The organism is Trebonia kvetii (assembly GCF_007827045.1).
Lineage (GTDB): Bacteria > Actinomycetota > Actinomycetes > Streptosporangiales > Streptosporangiaceae > Trebonia > Trebonia kvetii.
Genome location: NZ_RPFW01000010.1, coordinates 1 through 20,829, shown reverse-complemented (window position 1 = coordinate 20,829; position 20,829 = coordinate 1). Strand labels below are relative to the sequence as shown.

18 protein-coding genes are annotated in these 20,829 nt (G+C 65.2%); 14 read left to right on the top strand and 4 right to left on the bottom strand.

Annotated elements, in window-relative coordinates:
* The 8 genes from EAS64_RS45280 to EAS64_RS38555 all read left to right on the top strand — a co-directional run.
* On the top strand, nt 1–818 hold an 818-nt coding region (locus EAS64_RS45280), incomplete at its 5' end, for a DDE-type integrase/transposase/recombinase (protein ID WP_222849928.1).
* On the top strand, nt 815–997 hold the full coding sequence (locus EAS64_RS38585) for a hypothetical protein (protein WP_145856812.1): 183 nt from the start codon (nt 815–817) through the stop codon (nt 995–997). The genes EAS64_RS45280 and EAS64_RS38585, both read left to right, overlap by 4 nt.
* On the top strand, nt 994–1,803 hold the full coding sequence (locus tag EAS64_RS38580; protein WP_145856814.1) for an ExeA family protein: 810 nt from the start codon (nt 994–996) through the stop codon (nt 1,801–1,803). Before EAS64_RS38585 ends, EAS64_RS38580 begins: the two co-directional genes overlap by 4 nt.
* Nucleotides 1,804–1,969: 166 nt before the next feature.
* The gene (locus tag EAS64_RS38575; RefSeq protein WP_145861484.1) at nt 1,970–2,359 is read left to right on the top strand and encodes a hypothetical protein; all 390 of its coding nucleotides are present in this window, start codon (nt 1,970–1,972) and stop codon (nt 2,357–2,359) included.
* Nucleotides 2,350–2,682, top strand: coding sequence for a hypothetical protein (locus EAS64_RS38570; protein WP_145861483.1), 333 nt, complete (start codon nt 2,350–2,352; stop codon nt 2,680–2,682). Before EAS64_RS38575 ends, EAS64_RS38570 begins: the two co-directional genes overlap by 10 nt.
* A complete protein-coding gene (locus EAS64_RS38565; protein ID WP_145861481.1) occupies nt 2,679–3,179 on the top strand; it encodes a hypothetical protein in 501 nt (166 codons plus the stop codon). The genes EAS64_RS38570 and EAS64_RS38565 overlap by 4 nt, the downstream gene beginning before the upstream one ends.
* A complete protein-coding gene (locus EAS64_RS38560; protein ID WP_222849927.1) occupies nt 3,179–3,655 on the top strand; it encodes an AbrB/MazE/SpoVT family DNA-binding domain-containing protein in 477 nt (158 codons plus the stop codon). Before EAS64_RS38565 ends, EAS64_RS38560 begins: the two co-directional genes overlap by 1 nt.
* A 65-nt stretch (nt 3,656–3,720) precedes the next feature.
* Nucleotides 3,721–4,737: a tyrosine-type recombinase/integrase gene (locus tag EAS64_RS38555; protein ID WP_222849926.1), complete on the top strand. Its 1,017-nt coding sequence runs from the start codon at nt 3,721–3,723 to the stop codon at nt 4,735–4,737.
* A gap of 55 nt (nt 4,738–4,792) precedes the next feature.
* On the opposite strand, the gene EAS64_RS38550 is transcribed toward EAS64_RS38555, so the two are convergent.
* Entirely contained in the window at nt 4,793–5,905 is a 1,113-nt protein-coding gene (locus tag EAS64_RS38550; protein ID WP_145861475.1) for a hypothetical protein, read from the bottom strand.
* A 233-nt stretch (nt 5,906–6,138) separates the two neighbouring features.
* Between EAS64_RS38550 and EAS64_RS38545 the strand changes: the two genes are divergently transcribed.
* Nucleotides 6,139–7,107, top strand: coding sequence for a hypothetical protein (locus EAS64_RS38545; protein WP_145861474.1), 969 nt, complete (start codon nt 6,139–6,141; stop codon nt 7,105–7,107).
* A gap of 66 nt (nt 7,108–7,173) precedes the next feature.
* A complete protein-coding gene (locus tag EAS64_RS38540; protein WP_145861472.1) occupies nt 7,174–8,253 on the top strand; it encodes a hypothetical protein in 1,080 nt (359 codons plus the stop codon).
* Nucleotides 8,254–8,821: 568 nt separating this feature from the next.
* Here the strand turns inward: EAS64_RS38540 and EAS64_RS38535 are convergent.
* Entirely contained in the window at nt 8,822–11,503 is a 2,682-nt protein-coding gene (locus tag EAS64_RS38535) for a tetratricopeptide repeat protein (RefSeq protein WP_145861470.1), read from the bottom strand.
* A gap of 1,016 nt (nt 11,504–12,519) precedes the next feature.
* Here EAS64_RS38535 and EAS64_RS38530 point away from each other — a divergent pair.
* The 3 genes from EAS64_RS38530 (at nt 12,520) to EAS64_RS38520 (ending at nt 17,639) form a co-directional block, all read left to right on the top strand.
* Nucleotides 12,520–13,554 (top strand): IS110 family RNA-guided transposase, encoded by a 1,035-nt coding sequence (locus tag EAS64_RS38530; RefSeq protein WP_145861468.1) that lies wholly within the window; start codon nt 12,520–12,522, stop codon nt 13,552–13,554.
* 678 nt (nt 13,555–14,232) lie between these two features.
* On the top strand, nt 14,233–15,687 hold the full coding sequence (locus tag EAS64_RS38525; RefSeq protein ID WP_187366491.1) for a DUF262 domain-containing protein: 1,455 nt from the start codon (nt 14,233–14,235) through the stop codon (nt 15,685–15,687).
* The gene (locus tag EAS64_RS38520) at nt 15,684–17,639 is read left to right on the top strand and encodes a DUF262 domain-containing protein (RefSeq protein WP_145861464.1); all 1,956 of its coding nucleotides are present in this window, start codon (nt 15,684–15,686) and stop codon (nt 17,637–17,639) included. Before EAS64_RS38525 ends, EAS64_RS38520 begins: the two co-directional genes overlap by 4 nt.
* A gap of 392 nt (nt 17,640–18,031) precedes the next feature.
* On the opposite strand, the gene EAS64_RS38515 is transcribed toward EAS64_RS38520, so the two are convergent.
* Both EAS64_RS38515 and EAS64_RS38510 read right to left on the bottom strand, forming a co-directional pair.
* Nucleotides 18,032–19,339 (bottom strand): hypothetical protein, encoded by a 1,308-nt coding sequence (locus EAS64_RS38515; RefSeq protein ID WP_145861462.1) that lies wholly within the window; start codon nt 19,337–19,339, stop codon nt 18,032–18,034.
* Between the two features lie 139 nt (nt 19,340–19,478).
* Nucleotides 19,479–20,138, bottom strand: a complete 660-nt coding sequence (locus tag EAS64_RS38510; protein WP_145861459.1) for a hypothetical protein — start codon at nt 20,136–20,138, stop codon at nt 19,479–19,481.
* 294 nt (nt 20,139–20,432) lie between these two features.
* Between EAS64_RS38510 and EAS64_RS38505 the strand changes: the two genes are divergently transcribed.
* Complete coding sequence (locus tag EAS64_RS38505) at nt 20,433–20,663, top strand: hypothetical protein (protein WP_145861457.1); 231 nt, start codon at nt 20,433–20,435, stop codon at nt 20,661–20,663.
* The last annotated feature ends 166 nt before the right edge of the window (nt 20,664–20,829 follow it).

The window sequence follows — 20,829 nt, the reverse complement described above, 5'->3', positions numbered from 1 at the left end:
TTTTCGCCTTCGTCGACGACCACTCCCGGGCGGTCACGGGACACCGGTGGGGGTTCGCCGAGGACACCGTCCGGCTGGCCGCCGCGCTGCGCCCGGCGCTGGCCGCCCGCGGCGTCCCCTCCTACGTCTACGTCGATAACGGCAGTGCGTTCGTCGACTCGTGGCTGATGCGGGCCTGCGCACGGCTCGGCATCAAGCTGGTCCACTCCGCCCCGGGCCGCCCGCAGGGCAGGGGCAAGATCGAGCGGTTCTTCCGCACCGTCAACGGCGAGTTCACCGTCGAGATCGCCGCCGGCGACGGCCAGCCGGGACGCAAGGTGGACAGCCTGGCCGAGATGAACAGGCTGTTCACCGCCTGGGTGGAGAACGTCTACCACCGCCGCGTCCACAGCGAGACCGGCATGGCTCCTCTCGCCCGCTGGATGGCCGGCGCCCCGTTCCCCGTCCCGTCGCCCGGCGACCTGGCCGACGCGTTCCGCTGGGGCGAGTACCGGACCGTCGCCAAGACCGGCCTGGTGTCCCTGCACGGCAACCGCTACCAGGTCGACCCGTCACTGGCGGGCCGCAAGGTCGAGCTGGTCTTCGACCCCTTCGACCTGTCCTTCCTGCGGGTCCGCAGCGAGGGGAAGGACGCCGGGACCGCCCAGCCGTTCCAGGTCAGCCGCCACTCCCACCCCAAGGCCAGGCCCGAGGTCCCGGCCGAGCCGCCCGTCCCCACGACGGGCATCGACTACCTCGCGCTGGTCGACGCCCGCCACACCGCCGAGCTGGCCGGCAAGGTCAACTACTCCGCCCTCGCCGGGCCGGAGGAGCCGTGACCCGGCCCGCCGCCCCGTCCCCCGGCGAGGTTTCCGCCCTCATCGCCTGGATGAGGCGCCTGTCCGACGCCGGCATCCGCAACGCCAGCCCCGCCGAGCTCGCAGCCTTCCAGAACGCCAAGAAGAACCTCATCGCCCGCATCGAGCGCCGCGACGAACAGCCAGGAGACACCGGATGATCGAGAAGCTGCAGGCCCACTACGGGTTCAGCCGCATGCCCTTCGGCCGCAACCTCGCCCCCGGGATGCTGCACCGCCACGCCGCCCACAACGAGGCCGTCGCCCGCATCGCCTGGTGCATCAGCGAGCGCTCCATCGGCGTCATCACCGGCGAGGTCGGCGCGGGCAAAACCGTCTCGGTCCGCACCGTCCTGGCCGGCCTGGACCCCTCCAGGCACACGATCATCTACCTGCCCAACCCGATGATCGGCGTCCGCGGCATGCACGAGGAGATCCTCAACGTCTTCGGCCAGTCCCCGTCCCACCTCGGCTCCCGGCTGTTCACCCAGGTCAGCAAGGCCCTCATCGCCGAGCGCGAGGAACGCGGCCGCACCCCGGTCCTGGTCCTGGACGAAGGCCACCTCCTGTCCTACGAGCAGCTGGAGACGATCCGCATGCTCACGAACACCTCGATGGACCAGGACTCGCCGCTCGCCTGCCTGCTCGTCGGCCAGCCGACCCTGCGGCGCACCATGAAGCTCGCCGTCCTGGCAGCCCTGGAGCAGCGCACCGCCCTGCGCTACACGATGCCCGGCATGACCCAGGCCGAGACCGCCAGCTACATCGCCCACCACGTGAACCTCGCCGGCCGGGCCGACCAGCTCTTCACCGAGGACGCCATGAACCTGATCCACTCCACCGGCCGCGGCTACCCCCGCGCCGTCAACAACCTCGCCCTGCAATCCCTCGTCGCAGCCTTCGCCGCCGGCAAGAACCTCGTCGACGAGACCGCCGCCCGCTCCGCCGTCAGCGAGGTCATCGACTGACACCGGCACCTCGCCGACAGCCGGCGACACCTCGCCAACCAGATCGCCCCGCCGGCCAAGCCCGGCGGGGCGATCTCGTCTCCAGCCATCGGCATCCTCAACGCCCGGGTCATCGGCATCCTGAACGCCGGGCAACACCCGCCTGCGCCTGCGTGCCCTGCACGTCATGGGCCACAGCTCAGCCCGCATCGCCCGTGCCCTCGGCGTCCGCGAGATGACCATCCGCGCCATCACCCGCGGCGACGCCACCACCGTCAGCACTCCCCTCCGCGACGACATCGCCGACCTCTACGACACCTGGTGGGACAAACGCGCCCCGGAACGCAGCCGCGCGGAACGCGCCGCCGCCACCACAGCCCGCCGCCAGGCCGTCCGCGGCAACTGGTGCGCCGGCGCCGGCCTCGATGACGACCATCTGGACACCCCCGGCTACCGCCCCAAGAGCAACTGGAAGCCCGCCATCGGCACTGGCACCGCCCCCGACATCCAGCCCTCCGACGCGATCCGCAATCCAACCCAGCCCGGCACATCAGAAAGCAGCCACCCATGCCAGTGACCATCAGCGACCGCACCATGACTAGCGACCGCTCTCCCCATGCCGCCCGCCTCGCTCCCGGCACCCAGGATCACTGGGAAGTGTCCTGGCTCCCCGGACGCCGCCTGACCCGCAACGAGGCCATCACCGCGATGACGCTCGCCGAAACGTGCAGCACCACCGCGGCCCCCGACCCTGACCGCCAGTGGCCCTTCATCGAAGGCTGGGCTGCCGAACTCGGCATAACCACCGGCCACGCCATCACCCGGATCTCCGCAGTACCTGCCTGGACCGCCACCCCGGAAACCGAGCCCGAACGGCCCGACCCCGAGGCAGGCGAATGAGCGAGCCACTGCACGCATGGCGCGGTGAAAAACAAGAGCCGCGCCCGAACCTCATCCCAGACAAGCAGCCGACCGACGACAGCGTCCACGCCGACCGAGGCGCACGCACCAACGGCTGGTTCCACAGCATCGCATCCCGCCCTGCACTCCGCGCGGTCGCTCCCACCAGGGAACCCCCGCCGCCAGCCCCGGCCGACGACCACGCCAGCGGCAGCAGGCGCGGCCGGCCCGCAACCCCAAGCGCCAGCCCCATGAGTGAGGAACAGCGGTGGCTCTCCCTGCGGAACGGAACACACCCCCTATCGCTTACCTGGGAGCAAATCGGCTACTCCGTCGCGAGGGAACGAATAATCGACGCCTTCACGGATGAGCAGTACTGGCACGACACTGTGCTTTTCGACCAGGCAATCGACGACGACAGGTACTGGCACAACGGCAGGCTATGCGACCGCCCGATGGACGCCGAGCCTGAAATCGACGATCCGGAGATCGGGTAATGGCCAGTCGGCCCCAGGCAACCGCACAGGGAATCGTGGCTTCCCTGGCACTCCCGCCTGCGCGCCAGGCGCCCGCTCCCCCGGCAAGCCCGCTGCCACTGGCCGGCCTGCACCAGCTGCCCCGCGATGCCTCCATCCTTTACGACATCGGACGGGTAGACAGCTCCGGCCGACTACCCAGCAACGGCATCGTCAACGCGCTGCGCTGGCACCACGGCAGCAATCTTGACGTGACCTTGACCTCGCGGTCGATTGTCATCCGCGCGGCGCCCGACGGCCCCTTCTCCGTTCCGCGAAGGCCGTGCATCATCATCCCGGCCCACGCCCGCCGACCCCACGGCATTAAGCCCGGAGACCAGGTCCTGATCGCCGCGGCACCGGACTACGGCCTCGTGCTTGTGTACCCGCTGTCCGCCCTGGACGAGATGATCTCCTGCTACCACTCGGCCCAGCCTGAAGCTGAAACACCGCGATGAATCATCCCCAGCGCCCAGCCGCGTCGGCCAGCGATATCGCTGCCGCCCGCCTGCTACTGCAGAGGATGGGCATCTCCCCAGCCGACCTGCTGCAAGACCCTGCAGCTCAACCGGAGATCCCCACTTTCGCCGACTACATTCCCCAGGTCTCCCGAGCAGTCAGCGACGGAACCCGGCGTGTCTACAGCACCTACTGGAACCATGCAGTCACGGCGTGGGGCCCGAGACTCATCACCTCGGTGACCCCGCTGGAGATCAGCCAGCTCGCCGCAGACATCAAGACGAACGTCACTCCGCGCCGCAACGCCCGCGGCGGCCACGGCGCGGCGGAACACCTGATCGGCGCCCTGCGATGCATGTACAACCACGCGGTCGCCGACCGTCTGCTACCCGAGGCCGACAACCCGGCAGCCCGCGTAAGCAAACCGCGCAGGCAGCCCAGTGCACGCATGGCCCTACCCGACGCCCGGCTGTTCGAAATCACCGCCGTCGCCGCCACCACCGGCAACGACCCGGCCCTTGACGCGCTGCTCATCCGGCTGCACACCGAGACAGCCTGCCGACGTGGCGGCGCGCTCTCGCTCACCCCCGAAGACCTCGACCTGCAGCAGTGCCTAGTACGGCTGCGCGAGAAAGGCGGGACGGAGCGCTGGCAGCCAGTCTCCCCGACGCTGACGGCCCACCTGCGCTCACACGCGGAACACAGAGGCGGCTTGGACTCCGGCAATCGTCTTCTCCGGTACGCGACGGGCATGCCGATCACCGCCCGCCGGTACGACTACCTCTGGGACCGACTTGGCGAGCACCTGCCATGGGTGAAGACCCAGCAGGTAACCATGCACTGGATACGCCACACCATCTTGACGTGGGTCGAACGCCGCTTCGGCTTCGCAGTCGCGCAAGCCTACGCCGGCCATCACGACGTCACTCGAGGCGCACGCGCTATGTCCTCAACCGGCACCTACGTCCGCGCAGGACTGCCTGAGGTCGCAGCCGCCCTCGCCGTCATGACCGGCGAACCCCACCCACTCGCACCGGGAAGCCACATACCGACGCCAACCGCTCTTGAAGCTCTGTTCTGACGATCACCGCATTCCAGGCGGCCGTTAGGTTCGCTGCCGTCGGGGACGACGTCAACTACGCATGGTCCCGCGGCCAGATCTCCCAGCGGTCCCCGCTGCCGCGTAGCTGTGCACCCGGATGGTCAGCCTGCACAGCATTGAGCCGGGCGATGACTTCCTCGATAGGCAGGCCCGGTTCGATCACGGCGATCGGCATTGGGACAGCGGCTTCTGGCGGCTTCGCCTTGGGCGAGGCGCGGGCAAGAATCCGCTGTCGGGCCGCCTCGAGGCGGTCCCGCCACCAGGGCCACGCCGAGCACGGGCCGCCGACGGCGCCGACGTCCTTGGACGGATCCAGGCTGAAAGTGACGGTGAGCGAGTGCCAGTCGGCCGGGGTAGGGCATTCCGAGCACATGTCAGCAGCCTCCAGCCGCGGGACGGCCTCCAGGAACGTGAGACGGGCGGTGTCCCTGAGCAGCGCCTCACGGATCCGGGCACGTCCAGACCCCCTGATCGCTTTCAGGTCCGACTGGTGAGCGGCCACACGGCCGCGCAGTTCCAGAACCTCACTCACCCGGCACGCGGCGAATACCTGCAGCATCAGAACGCGGCGCTCGGACGGAAGCCACCCACGCTCGTCGCACACAGCCTCAACATCACCCACAGCCAAGGTCAGCTCATCCACCATGTGACTAGCAGCCTTGATGTCCACGTCCAGCTTCGCCAGCTTCTCTTGTCGGCGCTCATCCTCCATGGCCGGGTAAAGCTCCCGGCTTGCGACTTGATCTCGCTGTCTGGTCGTGTCGGCCACTATCGCCGTCTGACCGAGCAAGGCCAATCGCGCCTCTGCACGTTGACGGTCGTAGCTGGCCGCCTGCTCAGCGCGCTCTTGCTTCGCCTTCTCGCGCTCCGCGTCGCGACGGGCTCGGTCTGCCGCGACTTGCCGGTCAATCTCAGACCTGAGTTCCTCGGCCGACTGAGGAAGGGAGCCGGGCTCGGCGCGAGTCCACTGAGCGATAGCCTCAAGCGCAGCCGTATACTCCTCAGCGCGGTCCTCTTGCACCCACGGATTCCATTCCACCGCACGGTGGATTTCTTGCATGACCGACCTCGACCGGATGAACTCTTCGGCCGTCACCGCCGTCCCCGGCTTCGGTTTCCACAGGAACCCGTCCAGTTCCAGGGTCATGCCTGCCACGGTACGGTCAGCCCTGCACCATGTCGACTAAGTTGCTTGATAGGGACATGTCGTGGGCGGCCTCGTCGTGTCTAACCGTCACGCGAGGCTGATAACCGAGTATCGTCACGTATCCAGGAACGGCCCGACAGATCCGGCGTTCCCGGCGGCGCAGCGAGTCGAAGCACGCCTCAGTCGCACCCAGTGCGATCAATGCCAGTCGCGCGCACCAGGAAGGTAAAGGGGTGGAATCCCGGCTCGTACCTGTCAACGCCGTCCTCGACCTGGCGCTCGCCGACGGCCTGAACCCTGCGCCACTGGCCAATGCAGGCTGGGCGGTTGCCGCGTTGGAAGTGCCGGTCAGAGTCAGCGGCGAGACCGTGGTCTGCGATGTCGTCCTGTTCAACCCGCAGGCCGGGCGCCTTCTGGCTGTTGAGGCGAAATCGGGCGCGAACCTGGAACCTGAGCAGGGCCGCAGGCTGGCAACGCTGACGCCGGAGCTCCTGGTGATCGCCGGGGGGATTACGGTGCCTAAGCCAGTCCCACTGCACTGCGAGGTCCTGTACGCCTGTCTCGCGAGCAACGCTCACCGCATCTGCCTGGGGGCGGATGAAGCGGGGCTCCGCGTCCCCGTACTGGCTGTCAGCGAATCGGATGCCAGGCTCCTGCGGCCCGAGATGGCCAGCCCGCCGCTGTCGGCCGCGCTCAGTTCACCTGCGGCGTGGAGGTACCCGATCGCCCAGATCGTGCCCTTCGACCACGAGTCGCCAGCCGAGGCATTCGATCAGCCTGTCCGCGCCGAGCTGATATCGGCAATGGCCCAGCAGCGCCCGTTCCTTACCATCAGGGCACTGACCGAGCAGGCAGTCCGGCACTTCCCGATCTACGGCCGCGCAGCTCAAGGCCGTCTCCTGCGTGCCGTCCGGGACGCAGCACGCGCGGCAGCCGAGGCAGAGCCAGATCGCTTCCGATACGAACGCTCAACCGGGGCCACCGAGGAACGAGTCGCTGTCCTGCGCTCCCCTGAAACCTTCGACCGCCGGGGCCGTACCCAGGGATACCAGGCAGTATGGGGAAGCCGCGCCAGCCGCCCCCGGCGCCGGGGCGAGATCACCGGCCAGATGGATCTCTTCTCCGAATTCGACGAAGCCGAGCGCGTCGCCACCGAGGACGAGAGCGACAATGGAAACGAGGGCGACGGTGATGCACAATGATGATCCAGGCAAGAAATCCCGCCGACTATGCGCGCCAGAAAGTAACGGAGAGGACGGTGGGCAGCCATGACGAGCCGGTCTGACCTCTCCAGCAAGGTCCCTGTAGACGGAAACGTGCCTGCCAAGGCTTTCGTGCTCGAGGTCCACACTGATGACCCGGGCGCCTACCTCGCTGATATCGCCGGCCCGGGAAACGTTCAGGACACCGATGACGCGTACCTGTCCCGGGTCTTCACGCCTTCCGCCGGAGAGTTCTGGGTAGACCGGCTTCAGCCTAGGTTCTGGGTATTCCACACGACCTGGGCCAGCGCTGCCGCCGCAGCGTGGCTCAGGGACCGCGTCGAGTCACGCAGGGACACCGACTGGATGTGGCTTCCCTCCGCCCACCTCCGCTACGTCGCCCCAGAAGCGCTTTCCCGCCGGGTCAGCACTAAATTCGACGGCAAGCGGCTCGTAGGCTCCGACGACGCCGCCCGCGACCTCAAAGTACAGCTCTCGGGCTCACATGCCGAGCGCCTGCTCGACAAGATCACCGACCTGCCCGACTACAGGTCCGCGGTCAGCTTCAGCAACATCGAGGTCGACCTCGATGACCGGGACCTGGGGCCGCTGCGCGAGTCAGTCAGGCGCTGGGGCGCATTCGCCGCCCATGGCGAGCAGTTCATCCACCACGCTCAGTTCGTCCAGACGGTCATCAGCCGCTACGCAAACCTCGTGGAATCAATCGAGGCGCTGTCCCTCCGATTCGACCCGCTCAAATTCGCCACCCTGCAAGGCAATGACTGGGGCGGGGCGTCATTCGCCGGGATGCCGATCGGGATCCGGTTCTCCAGGCCGATTCCCGACCTTCCCGCATTCTGCGATGAGCTATTCAGCTCCCGCGCCCCGTTCCGGCTATGGGGTCAGCCCGCCGTCACTGACGATGAAGCCCTCGTCGAGGCCGTCGACCTGCACGTGGGGCAGCGGGTCGGAATCGAACTCGGCCGAGACTGGATGCGCGTCTACCTGCACGCCGGCTCATGCGGTAACACCGTCGCCCGCCTCATCAGTAACCTGCAGACGCGCTTCGACGGAGCCCTCACCCTCACCCACCCGGACCTCCAAGCCGCAGCAGGCCTCCAGCCCGGCAACGCACTAGCGCGTTAGCCCGGCAGATCGTCAGCCACAACAAGCGCCGCCACGAACCCGCCCGACCGGCCCACTGCTCTTTACGAAGGCCAAACGGGACGCCACCGCATCTCACCTGCGGGTCCCGCTCATCTATATACCCCGCGACACACTGTCATGCTTGCCAAGACGAGAAGTAGGACCCAAGTCATACAGATCGCCGACTCTGTCTCTGTCAGCGGCCGCCACTGCGAGACTGGGCACGGCACACAGAACGCCTAGTTCTGGCTCACGCCTGTCGCGCGTCGTCCCCTCATCGCGGCAGAAGCGGACGTTCGCCACGTGCAAAGATGTATGAACGTACGACCGACTGATGGCTCACCGGGGCCAAAACCTCGACAGCGACGAGGCCGGCAGCGCAAGGATTCTGATATCCCGCGCTGACTGGCCCATATTGCGGGGGCTCGCAGCGCTGAACTGGCGAGACCGCATAGATTGATCGCGCTGGGTTGGGAGGAATTCTCCGATTCGCGTGTCCTGAAGCCGTATACCTGGCGCCGACTGCAACTCTTAAATATAGCGACTCCGCAGACGCCACTAAGATCAATTATATTTCGGCAATCATGGACTCGGTTCGTGTAACGTCATTCAAGAAACGAGGGTCGCGAGCTGCCAAGTCTTTGTAGATGGCCAATGCTTCCCTAGCTTGATTCAGGGACTTCTCTCGGTCTACGCCGAATGATTGGCCTACGCTAGCAGCTGTGAAGAGAGACGAAGCCAAATCAGAATCGCTATTCGGATCTAGGGATAGTCGGCCGCGCAAGATTTCCACCGCCTCGTCGCATGCCTGGACCGCAGCAGAGCCATTGCTCCCACCCTCGACTAGCCGCATAGCCAGTTGAGTTAGTGTCCAAGCAAGATCGGGTGCGTGCTTTCGTGGATATCTAGTCGATACTCTTCGGCGAAGTTGAACCGCCTCATACACCGTTTCTAGCGCTTCGTCATGTCGGTTTACAGCTGCCAAGATGATGCTACGTTGAGTCAGCGCCCAAGCGAAGTCAGATTCATACGCACTCGCATTTGCAGTTACCACTATCCGATAGAGGTCGATGGCTTCATTTATCGCGCTTGCAGCGTCTCCAAGCGCTCCAAGCTTATTCAGAACTGCTGCATAGTGTGTCAGTGACCATGCAAGATAGGGAGCAACCTCGCCAGGTCTTTCATGATAGAGGGCCCTTCGGATGCTAATTGCTTCGCTATAATAACTCAGAAATGAATCGCCGGAGTCATGCAGATTTGATAGCCATATCCCGAGATTGTTGAGTGACCTGGCGAGAGGCGCGAGATAGCGTGAAGGATTCTCCTCTGCTAGGACCCGGTACATATTGCAAGATTCGAGCGCAGCAGCGCTGCCTTCTTCCCATCGCCCGGCAAAGAACAGCCAGGCTCCGAGACGGTTCATCGCATTGGCAATGTCAGCTCGCAACTCATCAGAACCTGAATAATTGATTGATTGATAGATCTCGACCGCTTCCGAAATGGCATCAAGGGCTGGCTGCCGTTGTCCGGTCTCGAATAGTTTGTTGCTGAGTTCTGAAAGTGCTCTGGCCAGTCCTATAGTGTGTATCAGCGGGGAGTCCCTGGCTAGCGCTCGATAAATTTCCACAACGGCACGGCTGGCGACAAGTGCTTCAGTATGGCGCCCCGCATTCGCCAGCCGATGCGCAAGCTTAGCGCGCATGTTAGCCTCCGCGACTGGATCCGGCGCCTGGGAGAGGCATCTATTTGTGAGCACCTCCGTCACAGCAGCGATCCCAGCGTCGAGCTCGTGCGCCCGGTCCTCCGGAAAAGACTCCTCAATCGCCTGGAGCATTTCCAACTCAATCCCTTCGACATCGGCAAGGCGTGTCAGGGCGTTGCCGCCTGCCGCGATCGCGAGTTCGGGATTTCGGCGTAGAACCGGATTGAGGTGCTCGCTGACAAGATGGGGCCACCGAAGCGCGGCTTCTATCAAGACGGTTAGCGCAGTTCGGGCCCAAGCTGGCGGGTCTTGTGAATCCTCGCTCACCGCAAGGAGACGGCTCGGCGCCGAGGTCGCCCAGGCATCGGGGGTATAGTCCGAGACGGCATGGCCAGGAGTTAGCAGGGCCAGGAAATCTTCACCAAGCCGGTCGGGGTAGAGCGGCTCCAAAACCATATGACAAGTGGCAGAGGGGTAACAGCGCGCATGATCTCTGATCAATATCGCCGCTGGAGTATCGCCTGTGACATTAACCCGATCAAGGACCGCAACTGCCTGATCGAACTGTTGCGGACGGGCGAGAATGGCAGTAAAGACCGTTCGTGCCATGATGCGGGGCGTGATCTCTATCGCCTGGTCGTGCTCATGTAGGTTCTGCCAGTAGTCATATTCACGGTCAAGCAAATAGGTGGACAGCCTGGCTGGCTCGCTGTCCATAGCGTTACCTCTAACGTAACAGTCAACCGCCACGAGGGCGGCCATATGGAGCGTGAGTACTAGCTCGTAGCCCTGCTGGTCCAAGCGATCGGGCGTTTTGACCGCTCCAGGGGGAACACCAAATACAGCGCCAAAATTGTCACGTGCAGCCTCGAATGCGCTGCGTCTCTCAACGTTGGTTTCGGCTAGGGACTTCAAATCGAGAGTGCCGCCCACGGCGATGTCGGCTTTACCGAGCCGGTGACGTAGGGCTGGCCACCATCCTTCCGCCGGCCGACTCACGAGCAACACGCGGACTCGTCGTGGGCGACGGAGCAATGGATTTTGCAGCAACAACTGGAGATCATCGGTCGGCCACCGCTCGGCGTACTCAACTACAAGGATCAATTGCGATCCCGCGTCACCAGGGGCTACGACAAGCTGCGCGGTGGGATCGCTAACATGATGACTGGCCCACACAGTCCATCCCTGGTCGGCTGAGTCAACGGCGAACTGGCCGACCAAGCGGGTCTTACCCTGTCCGCCAGGTCCATGTATCAATACCACGGATATTCCTGGAGTCGAATCATCTCGCCACGCCGTCAGCCAGGCCAACTCATGTTCACGGGCGGCAAAGGGAACTACACGGCTTTCCGCCGCCAACAGTCGGCTGGGCTGCCGCTCAGCCTCCTCCCGCTTCACTGGGCGGGCATTGAGGGGGTACTGTTCGAACCGGTATACCGGATGGCCGCCGCGGATATGCATATCCCCATGGACCACCACGTAAGCGGCGCCACCAGATTCGACATAGATCCGCTGTTCATGCTGTGGCTGACTGGACTTCTCACTCATTCGCGATCATCCTGGCCATGCTTAGCGCGCGGCTATTGGATCTCGCCCTGATTAGGCGAGGAGTTGTGGATGTGCTGATTGCCGTCTTGGACAACGTAGGCTGATCCGCCTCCGTTGACACGTACATCCTGGATCGAGGAATGACGGCTAGTCGGCTCCGAATCAGGGGTCTCGTTCTCCCGGCCAGCCCACCATCCGAAGGAGGCAAGGACTGCACCTGATATCACGGCAGCGAAAGCCGTCGCGACGACCCAACGGTCAGCTGGTGCTTTTATCGACTGCCGGAAGAAATGGTCCTCTATCACCCAGGCCAACCAGAGGCTCAATACGAATGTTGCCATGCTTGCTAGGACTGCGACTAGCCATTGAACAACCCGAGTCATCCCGCAGCTCCCCCTATCGCATGCCCGAGGCCATGGCCGACGCCATGCTTCTCCCGAAAGCTTGCATACTGCGGGCAGCTCAAGTCAATCTCTAGCAGCAGGACGGTGACGCTGATGTGCCGGTGCAGAACGTGCCGGTCCGTCTGCCACTTCGACTCCGATTTCGCACCACGGTGTGATCTGACCAGGCGCGGAGCAACCTGGACCGGCATTCAAGGACATCGTCGCTGCCTTCCTCGCGGAGCAGCCCTGTAGCTCCGGGCAACCTGTATCCCGGAGCAGCTTCACTTACTGGGTGGAGCCGCAACGCCGTCTGTGGGAGGCGGTTATACATGTCCGCGCAAATAGGCAACGTCCTCAACATTGGCAGAGAACGTCTCCGAATCTTGGTCGATCGGGTTCTGAGACAGCGCAGATCCGCCAGTTCTGTACGCCTGAGTTGATGGTGAGGCCGACTGCGGCGGCCGAGCAATTAGATGACATGCATCGGCTGGCCGGTCGGCGGCTGGGGCTGATGCATGGCGCCACCTGCGCCCGCAGTGGGGCCTCCTCAGCTCAGTCGCGTGACGATTGAGTCGTAGCAATTCGCGTTCGGGCGCGTTGTGGCGCCCTCGGGAGCTTGAGGAGGTCCCGATGACCATCGTAGGCGGGGTGGACATCCACCGGAAGCAGCTGACCTTCGACTACCTCGACACCGTGACTGGGCAGGTGGTACGCGGCCAGGTCGCCCCGGCCGACCGGGAGCACCTGCGCGGCTGGCTGGCCCGGTTCGCCGGCCGCGACGACGTCGCGTTCGCGATGGAAGGGTGCACCGGGTGGCGGTACGTCGCCGAGGAGCTGGCCGCAGCCGGCGTCGCGGCGCATGTCGCCGAGCCGGCCGACACTGCGTTCGCCCGCGGCCGCAAGCGGCACGCCAAGACCGACCGGACCGACGCCCGGCACCTGCGGCAGCTGCTGGCCGAGGGCCGGCTGCCCGAATGCTGGGTCCCGCCGGCGCAGGTCATGGAGTGCCGGGCGCTCCTGGAGCTGTATAACGACCTGCGCCGCGAGCACACCGCCTGGACACAGCGCATCCACGCGGTCTTCTTCCACCAGGGCGCCCCCCGGCTGGGCGAGGGTGCGCTGCGCACGCAGGGCCCGGAACTGGTGCGGGCGGCATCAGCCGCGCACCTGTCGGCGGCCGGGCGGCTGCAGGTCACCACTGCCCTGGACATGCTCGCCTGCATCGAGGCCCGCCAGGAGGCGCTGCGGCGCCAGCTGCTGCACGCCGCCCGGCACCTGCCCGGCGCGAAGGTGCTAGCCGAGCGGATCTACGGCGTCGGGCCGGTCACCGCGCTGGCACTGGCCTGCTGGCTCGGCGGGGCAGGCCGGTTCTCCTCCTCCCGCAAGGCCGTCCGGTTCGCCGACCTGGACATCACCGTCTGGTCCTCCGACCGCAAGGGGCCGCCCGGGCGGCTGTCCCGGCAAGGTCCCCCGGTGCTGCGCTGGACGGTCTACGAGGCCGGCAAGACCCACGCGCGGTCCTCCGCCCCCGACCACGCCTACTACGCCGCCGTCGCCGACCGCAAGAACGCCAAGCGCGCCGCCCTGTCCGAGGCCCGCAAGATCATCCGCCAGGCCTGCCACATCCTGGCCGAGCTCGGCGACGACGCGCTCACCGCTGCCTGACCAGCAGTGACCAGCACCGTGGCTCGCCAGGACCCGCGCAGCACGCAGCCGAGCTCACCCGATGGGGACCCACCGCGGCCAGCTCCCGCCGAGCCGCTGTCAGCCGCCGCCAGGCCACCCGGCCGGGCGGGCGGCCTGATTAGACTGAGCGGCCGCACTCCCCGCAGGCGGGGAGCACCCAATCCATCATCTTGTCACCGGGGCAGCCAAAGGCCCCGCGGACCCAGGTAAGGCTGGCTGCTCCTGCCCCCGGCCGCCACGGCCCCGCATCCGCACAGGAAGGCCACCACCAGCCCGAGCCCTGAAATAACCGCATCACGCGCCATCAAGGGCTCCCCGCCCCAGTCACCCGCGCATGATCCGCTCCCGGGCGGGCCGCATCAAGGGCGCCTGCGGCGCCGCTACGCGGGCGCTTCGCGCCCCTGTGACCCGGCCCGCCCGCTCGCAGAACCCGGCAGCTATCAGGGACAGGGAGCAGATTTAGGCACGCCCCAGACCCCCGATTGCACCCCCGACCGATGCAGGTAAGGCGGATAGGCGTGTGTACGAACTGCGCATGGTGGGCGAACTGCTCTGGGTTTCGGCGTTCTGGCCCGATTCCATGGATCGATGCCGGGGCTGATCTGGATCGGGCAGAATCGCTCCATGAGCGGGCTTCATGGGGGACGCGCTGGCACTGTGGGTGACGATGACAGGCCGCGCGTCAAAGTCTGGAAGATCCGCGAGCTGCTGCACAACGAGCGTCTGCGCATCCCGGACTATCAGCGGCCGTACGCGTGGAGCACTCGGAACGTCGCGGAGCTTGTGGACGACATTCGCCAGTTCACTCCGAGCGGCAGCTACCGGATCGGGACCGTCATCCTGCACGGTCACCCGGACGAGCACGGCGAGCAGGTGCTCGATGTTGTCGACGGCCAGCAGCGACTCACCACGCTGCACCTGCTCGCCCGGGTGCTGCGCGCGACCGGACATGACCCGAACAAGCGCGACGTCGCCCGGCTGCGGCTTTCACCTTTCGGCGCGGAGCAGACGGCGGCCCGCGCGAAGGAAAACGCCGAGTACATGGCGCGGCTGGTCAACGAGTGGGACCGGGACACTGTGCGGGAAGTCGCCGACGCGGTTTTCCTCCAGTGCGAGGTCGTGGTGGTGACCCTGACCAACCTCGACGAGGCGTTCCAGATGTTCGACTCGCAGAACTCGCGAGGCCGCGCCCTGTACCCGACCGACCTGCTGAAGGCGTTCCACCTCAGGGAGATCGGCAGTGGCCTGCGTGATGCCACGACCAAGCGCGAGGTCGTCGAGTTGTGGGAGGACATCCCTGCTGCGCACGTCAACGCGCTCTTCAGCGAGTACCTCTTCAAAATCCGGCGGTGGTCCGGCGGCCGGGACGTCTCGAAGGACGGGTTCACGACCAACGACATCGGCATGTTCAAGGGCATCCGCGAACGCGACGTGACCAACAGCGAGAACAACTGGGCACGCCCGTTCGTTTACGCCAAGAACTTCACCGACGACTACCGCTCAGAGAACTCCACTCTCGTCCGGTTCCGGATGCTGCAACCGGTCGAGTACCCGCACCAGATCGACCAGCCTGTGCTGAACGGCGAGACCTTCTTCCGCATGGTCTCGCACTACTACCTGCTCGGAGTGCGACTCGGCCTCCTGGCCTTCAGCGACGACAAACTGTCAAAGGCTCACCAGCCAGCGCTCGGGAAGTTGCGCTCCACCGTCATCAACGTGATCGACGAGCAGGGCGAGCCTGGTGGCGACCGCTCGCGCTATGCGTACATCCGAGGGCTCCTCGACGCACTGCTCATCTACTACCACGACCGCTTCGGCACACAGGGGAGCGATCGGTTCGCCAGGCTCGCAGCCCGTTACGTAATGGTGCCGCGCACCCGGAACTTCGCCGTCAAGCGCGAGACGATCAACAACCACGCGCTTGGTGTCGGGCAGGGCCCGGGAAGCTTCAACCTGTTCCAGGAGGTTCGCGATGCCGGGTCCGCGCGCGAAGTCCTGAACCGTGACATACCCCAACCCGACTTTTACGGCAGCGACCCGGCAAAGCGCAATGAGGTCGACGCCGCGGTCGTCGAGGCGCTCTGGAATCCGAAGCAGGTGGCGCAGGGATGACAGGCCAGCCGCAGCTCGTCACCGTTCGCACGCTCTTTGACGGGCAGCGCCGCTTCCGAGTACCGATCTACCAGCGCGCGTACGCGTGGGGAAAGGTGGAGATCGAGACGCTGATTCGCGACGTCGCGAGTGTTCTGGACAGGTCGGCCTACTACATCGGGTCACTCGTCCTCCACGAGGTCCGTGACATCGAATCCGACCAGCCAGTATTCGACGTGATCGACGGACAGCAGCGGCTAACGACCCTCTTCATTACGTTGACCCACCCCGACTTGCGAGATGACCTGCTGGGTTTGGACAGGCGGTTCGAAATCACCGATCGGCTGCTCTCTTTCGAGGAACGCAAGCGGTCCAATCTCGACCTCGCGGCGCTAGCGCGACCGGAGGTTACGCCGGTCGCGATGAAGTCCCTCCAGGACGACGGGATCAAGGCAGGCGCCGAGGCCGTCGCGAACCTACTTGGCGATGAAGCGCGCCTGGAGAAGGTGCTCCTTGATCAGGGCGTGCGCTGGGAGGGCTCGACGGGAACCGGACTCACGAAGAGCGTGCTCTCTTTCCTGCTCGACCATGTCCACATCGTGCTGACGGAGCTGCCGCCGGACACGGACCTGAACCACTACTTCGAGGTCATGAACACGCGCGGCGAGCAGCTCGAAAAGCACGAGATCGTCAAAGCGCATCTCCTCGGCCTGATCGGCGAGGACAACCACGGCCGGGCGCTCTTCTCGACCATCTGGGACGCGTGCTCGGACTTCACCCGGCACGTCCAGGCGCGGTTCAAGCCGTCGGAGCGCTCGGCGATCTTCGGGGACCACGCGCTACTGGGCGAGGAGGGGTGGTCCACATTCCTCCCCAAGGGCATCAGTGGCCTGCGCGACCTATTCGATCCCACTCGTGACACAGTCCAGGCGGCCGACTGGGACCTTGATTCACTGCTGGAGACATTTGTCCCGAAGTCACCGGCCCATACGGCGGCGGCGAATCAAGACGATGACGGGGACGCCGGGCGCTACGGCGCGATCATCGACTTTCCGAACTTCCTGCTCCACGTCCTTCGTCTGTACGCGGGCGACGACAGCGACATTTCGCTGGACGACAAGAAACTCGTCGCCCAGTTCGAGCGCACTATCAGGAGTGCGCCAGCCGCCTTGGACTTCGCCTACCGGCTCCTGCGGGCGAAGTTCCTTTTCGACAACTTCATTATCAAACCGCTCGACGAGCCTGGAGGCAGCGACGACTCCAACTGGGTCATTCACCGCCTGCACTACATCCGGCCCGAGTCCAGGAGCGCGAAGCTGTCCCCCGTTAATGCTTTCGGCGCGCAGACGCAACAGGTCGTCATGCTTCAGGCGATGTACCAGGTGACTCACCAGCGGCGCGTCTACAAGGAATTCTTCTACCAGCTCGTCGAGTATCTCGATACCAAATGGGCTGCAGACCGCCGCATCGACGGCCAGGAGTTCATTCGGCACATCCACCAGATGGCCGATGACGACCTCGACGCACTCGAGGTGATGCACGGTGACGGCCTCAATACGGGAACGGGGGTTCCGCACTTCGCGTTCAACCTGCTGGATTACAAGTTGTGGTGGCTGAGTGAGATCGATGGGCGGCCGCCTGCGGGATTGCCCGTCGTCAAGGCTTCCGGGTTCCGCTTCGCCTACCGGACATCCATCGAGCACTTCCTCCCATCGAACCTCGCCGAGCGTGAAGACCAGCTAGCCGTCATTAATGACTTCGGGAACCTGTGCCTGATGACCCGCACTGAGAACTCGCGGCGCTCCGACCACACCCCTGACTGGAAGGTCGAGAAGTACGGTATGAGTGACCAGAGCCTGAAGTTTCACTACATGGCCGAGTTGCAACGTGCAGCAAGGGAGTGGGGGCCGCGCCAGATTTCGAACCAAGGCGCCGCGATGCGTAAGGTGCTGTTCACTCCATTGACTTCTTAAGTGATGCAGCAGCGGGCATCGACAGACTAGTACTCATGGAGTTCGAGGGCCGTATGGAACTAGAGAAGCGGGTTACAATCAGCGTTCCGTCCAGTGCCTACCGGGACAATTAACCAGCTTCACGCTTATCTATGGAACCGCCAGTATCCGCGAGGAACTGGTTTACGCCCTACTGCCAGGAAAACACAGCCACTCCGAACAATCTATTCCGCGCCGCAGGCCTCCCGTTGCCCCACGGTCACGGCACGCGTAGGCGGCTACGTGCGCCACTCAACCGTAGACCGTCAATCACACTTAGAAATCAAGCCGGCTTTCGCTGGGCCGATCCGGCTGGCCGCCCTCACTGGCCCCGGGTGCACCGGGACGACCCTCCAAGGTGGATAGCTGCCGTGCTACGGCGTGCGGCTCACGGCATTGAGGATGTCAAGCCTGTGGAGCATGAACAGCGTCCAGACGATCACGATGATCGCGATGGTTACGATGCCGGTGACGGCTGATACGACTCCCTGTATGCCCGTTGTGACGCGGCTGGCGATGGTCGCGAGGCGTCCGGGCGGGCGCGGACCGGGGTCGGCGGCGGGCTGGCCGTCGCGGTTAAACGCGGGGACGCGGTCCACCAGGTCTGTGTATGCACCGGGGTGGCTGGGCATGGACAGCAGCCGCACCACCGAGTGGAGCAGTTCCGTGTACCTGGGGGGAAGCGACGCGCTCCACGATTCCTTGCTGCGCAGGAACCGGCGGAGCCGCTCTGAGGCCGCTCGCAGCAATGTGGAGACCGGGTGCGGTGCGGTTCCCCTGACCTGGCGGGCGTCCAGTGCCCAGGCCGCGCTTGATAGCGCGCCTGCCAGCTTCGCGAGGTGGTCCCTTTGCCTGAACGGGTCTGCAATGGGACCGTCGAACGCTCCCTGCTGGTGGGCCCGCACTGTCTTGGCCACGGAGGCCGGGGCCAACAGGAAACAGATCCCTGACAGGACGTGATCGAATGCAAGGCGACGGTACACAGTGTTGACGACGACAACCGGTAGTCCCTGCCCGGCGAGCAAGACGAGAACTGCGAGCCCATCGCCCGGCTCGGAGGTCTGAGGAACTCGCGCGCCGACCGTGGCTGCGGCAAGGAGAATCCACGTAGACGCGATGGCCCAGACAGCACGCCACTTCAGTCCCTCGTACCAGTAGATCCGCAGGGCCAGGTCATCGCGGGCGGCACGGGACAGGCCGGGCACTTTAAGGCACGGCAGGCCACTCCTACCTCTTGTCCCGGCGCGGGCCGCGTAGTCCAGGCCCGCCGTCCAGAACCACGCTTGAGGAATGATCCCTAGGGCGACTGCGGTGATCACGGTGAGTGCAGACAGTCCGACGGTATCCCCACCGGGGAGCAGGAACGGAGACATGAAGAACAGCGACAGCAGCGATACGACCGCCGGCATGCTTGCCGCAAGCAGGAGCAGGCCGGCCGAAGCGATTAGCGGTCCCCAGTCCTGCCTGCACCGCTCGCGCACCCGTTTCCGGAAGCCGCGGGCAGTCGTCCACACCAGGAACTTCCTAACGCCGAGCACGCGCACGTACGCGAACAGCTTGGTGCCGGTGACCTCTTCCTGCGCCAGGCGCAGTCCCGCCCCCGTCATCACCCAGGCCATGATCAGGCCAGTCTGGGCCAGTGAGAATACCGCGATCGTGCCGATCCAGAGCGCGACTTGCATGCCCATTCCCTACGGTCGGAGCAGGGGGCACGCCAGCGCCCGCATGTTCATTAAGTTACTAATTAACGCACATTCCGTACTAACCGGCTGTGCCGGCCAACTCGCCGGGCGCTATGCGAATACCAGGCGGCGAGGAAACTCAATGAGGACACCCTGCGACGCCAACGGCAGGTACTGGGCCAGGAGCACCCGGACACGCTGCTCTCGGAGCAGAATCGTCACCACCGGCCATAAGGCGGTTCTTGGAGCTCATCATCAAAGGGGTCTGATCGCTGAAACTGACTTGCAGTGAAGTCCGGTAGGGCCAGATGCGCTCGCCGACGGATTGGTCTGGGCTGATCAAGATGACGGCCTTGGCGGCTAGTGCTTTCGCCGTTGCGGTGTGCGTGGTCGACAGGTAGTCGCGCAGCGCTGCTGCCGGGTCGGCATCGGGCGGCACGGGCAGTGAACGTCCCAGGAAGTCGACGCGCCGCCCGGTGTACGACAGAGGGTCACCGGGATAGCGGCCGAACTTGGACGGTCCGAAGTCGGCCGTGCCACGCCACCGGTAGGGGAACGGACCGTCGTCGCGGGCGGCGTAGAACGACCAGACGTCGAAGTCCTTGACACCGTTCATGCCGTCCAGGAAGTGCAGGGCCGCGCCCTGGCACAGGGCCCGGCACAGCAGTCGCCCGGTGTAGCGGCCCGCGCCGTGCGGGTGTCGGGCGAACAGGCTTGCCTCGGTCTGGGCCGCAAGCACGCCCAGGCGGCGCAGGTCGTTTCTGTCGATGGGGGCGAGCGACCGCGTTGTCGGTGTCATCCGCGTCATCCACTTCCGCCCGCCGCCGGTCGGCCAGCAATTCAGCATCCCGTCTGCGATGCCTTATGACAAGGCAACGAATCATTGCGCTACCCGCTACTGACTGGAAGCTACGTCACTATGTAGAAGATGAGGATCCGGCCGGCCGCTCAGGATCGCCGTGTGGCAAGTGCTGTGCGTTGAGCGAGACAGCCGGGGCAGGCCGTGAACCTCGAGAAGGCCCGTGCCCGTTAACTTGCGCTTGGGGTGGATTAAGATCATCCATCTCACTGGTAGAGATCACGGAGACGTTCAATGACTACCTGGACCAAGGGCGATGACGCGGCGGTCTGCCTGTCGTACCGCGACCACGGCGTGAAGGCGACGCCCGAGCTGATCGCGGCCCTGTCCCATCTCACGCCGGGCAGCATCGGCATGCGGCTTCAGAACGTGGAGTATCTCGCCACGGACGGCGCCCGCGGGCTGTCGCAGGTGGCCGCCCAGACGCGAGAGATCTGGACGCTGGTCTCGGCAGCGCGCGGTTAAGGTCCGGCTTCATGCTCCCCGATCAGACGCCGGACCTGTTGTTGCCCGGCGTTCAGGATGCCGATGACCCGGGCGTTGAGGATGCCGATGGCTGGAGACGAGATCGCCCCGCCGGGCTTGGCCGGCGGGGCGATCTGGTTGGCGAGGTGTCGCCGGCTGTCGGCGA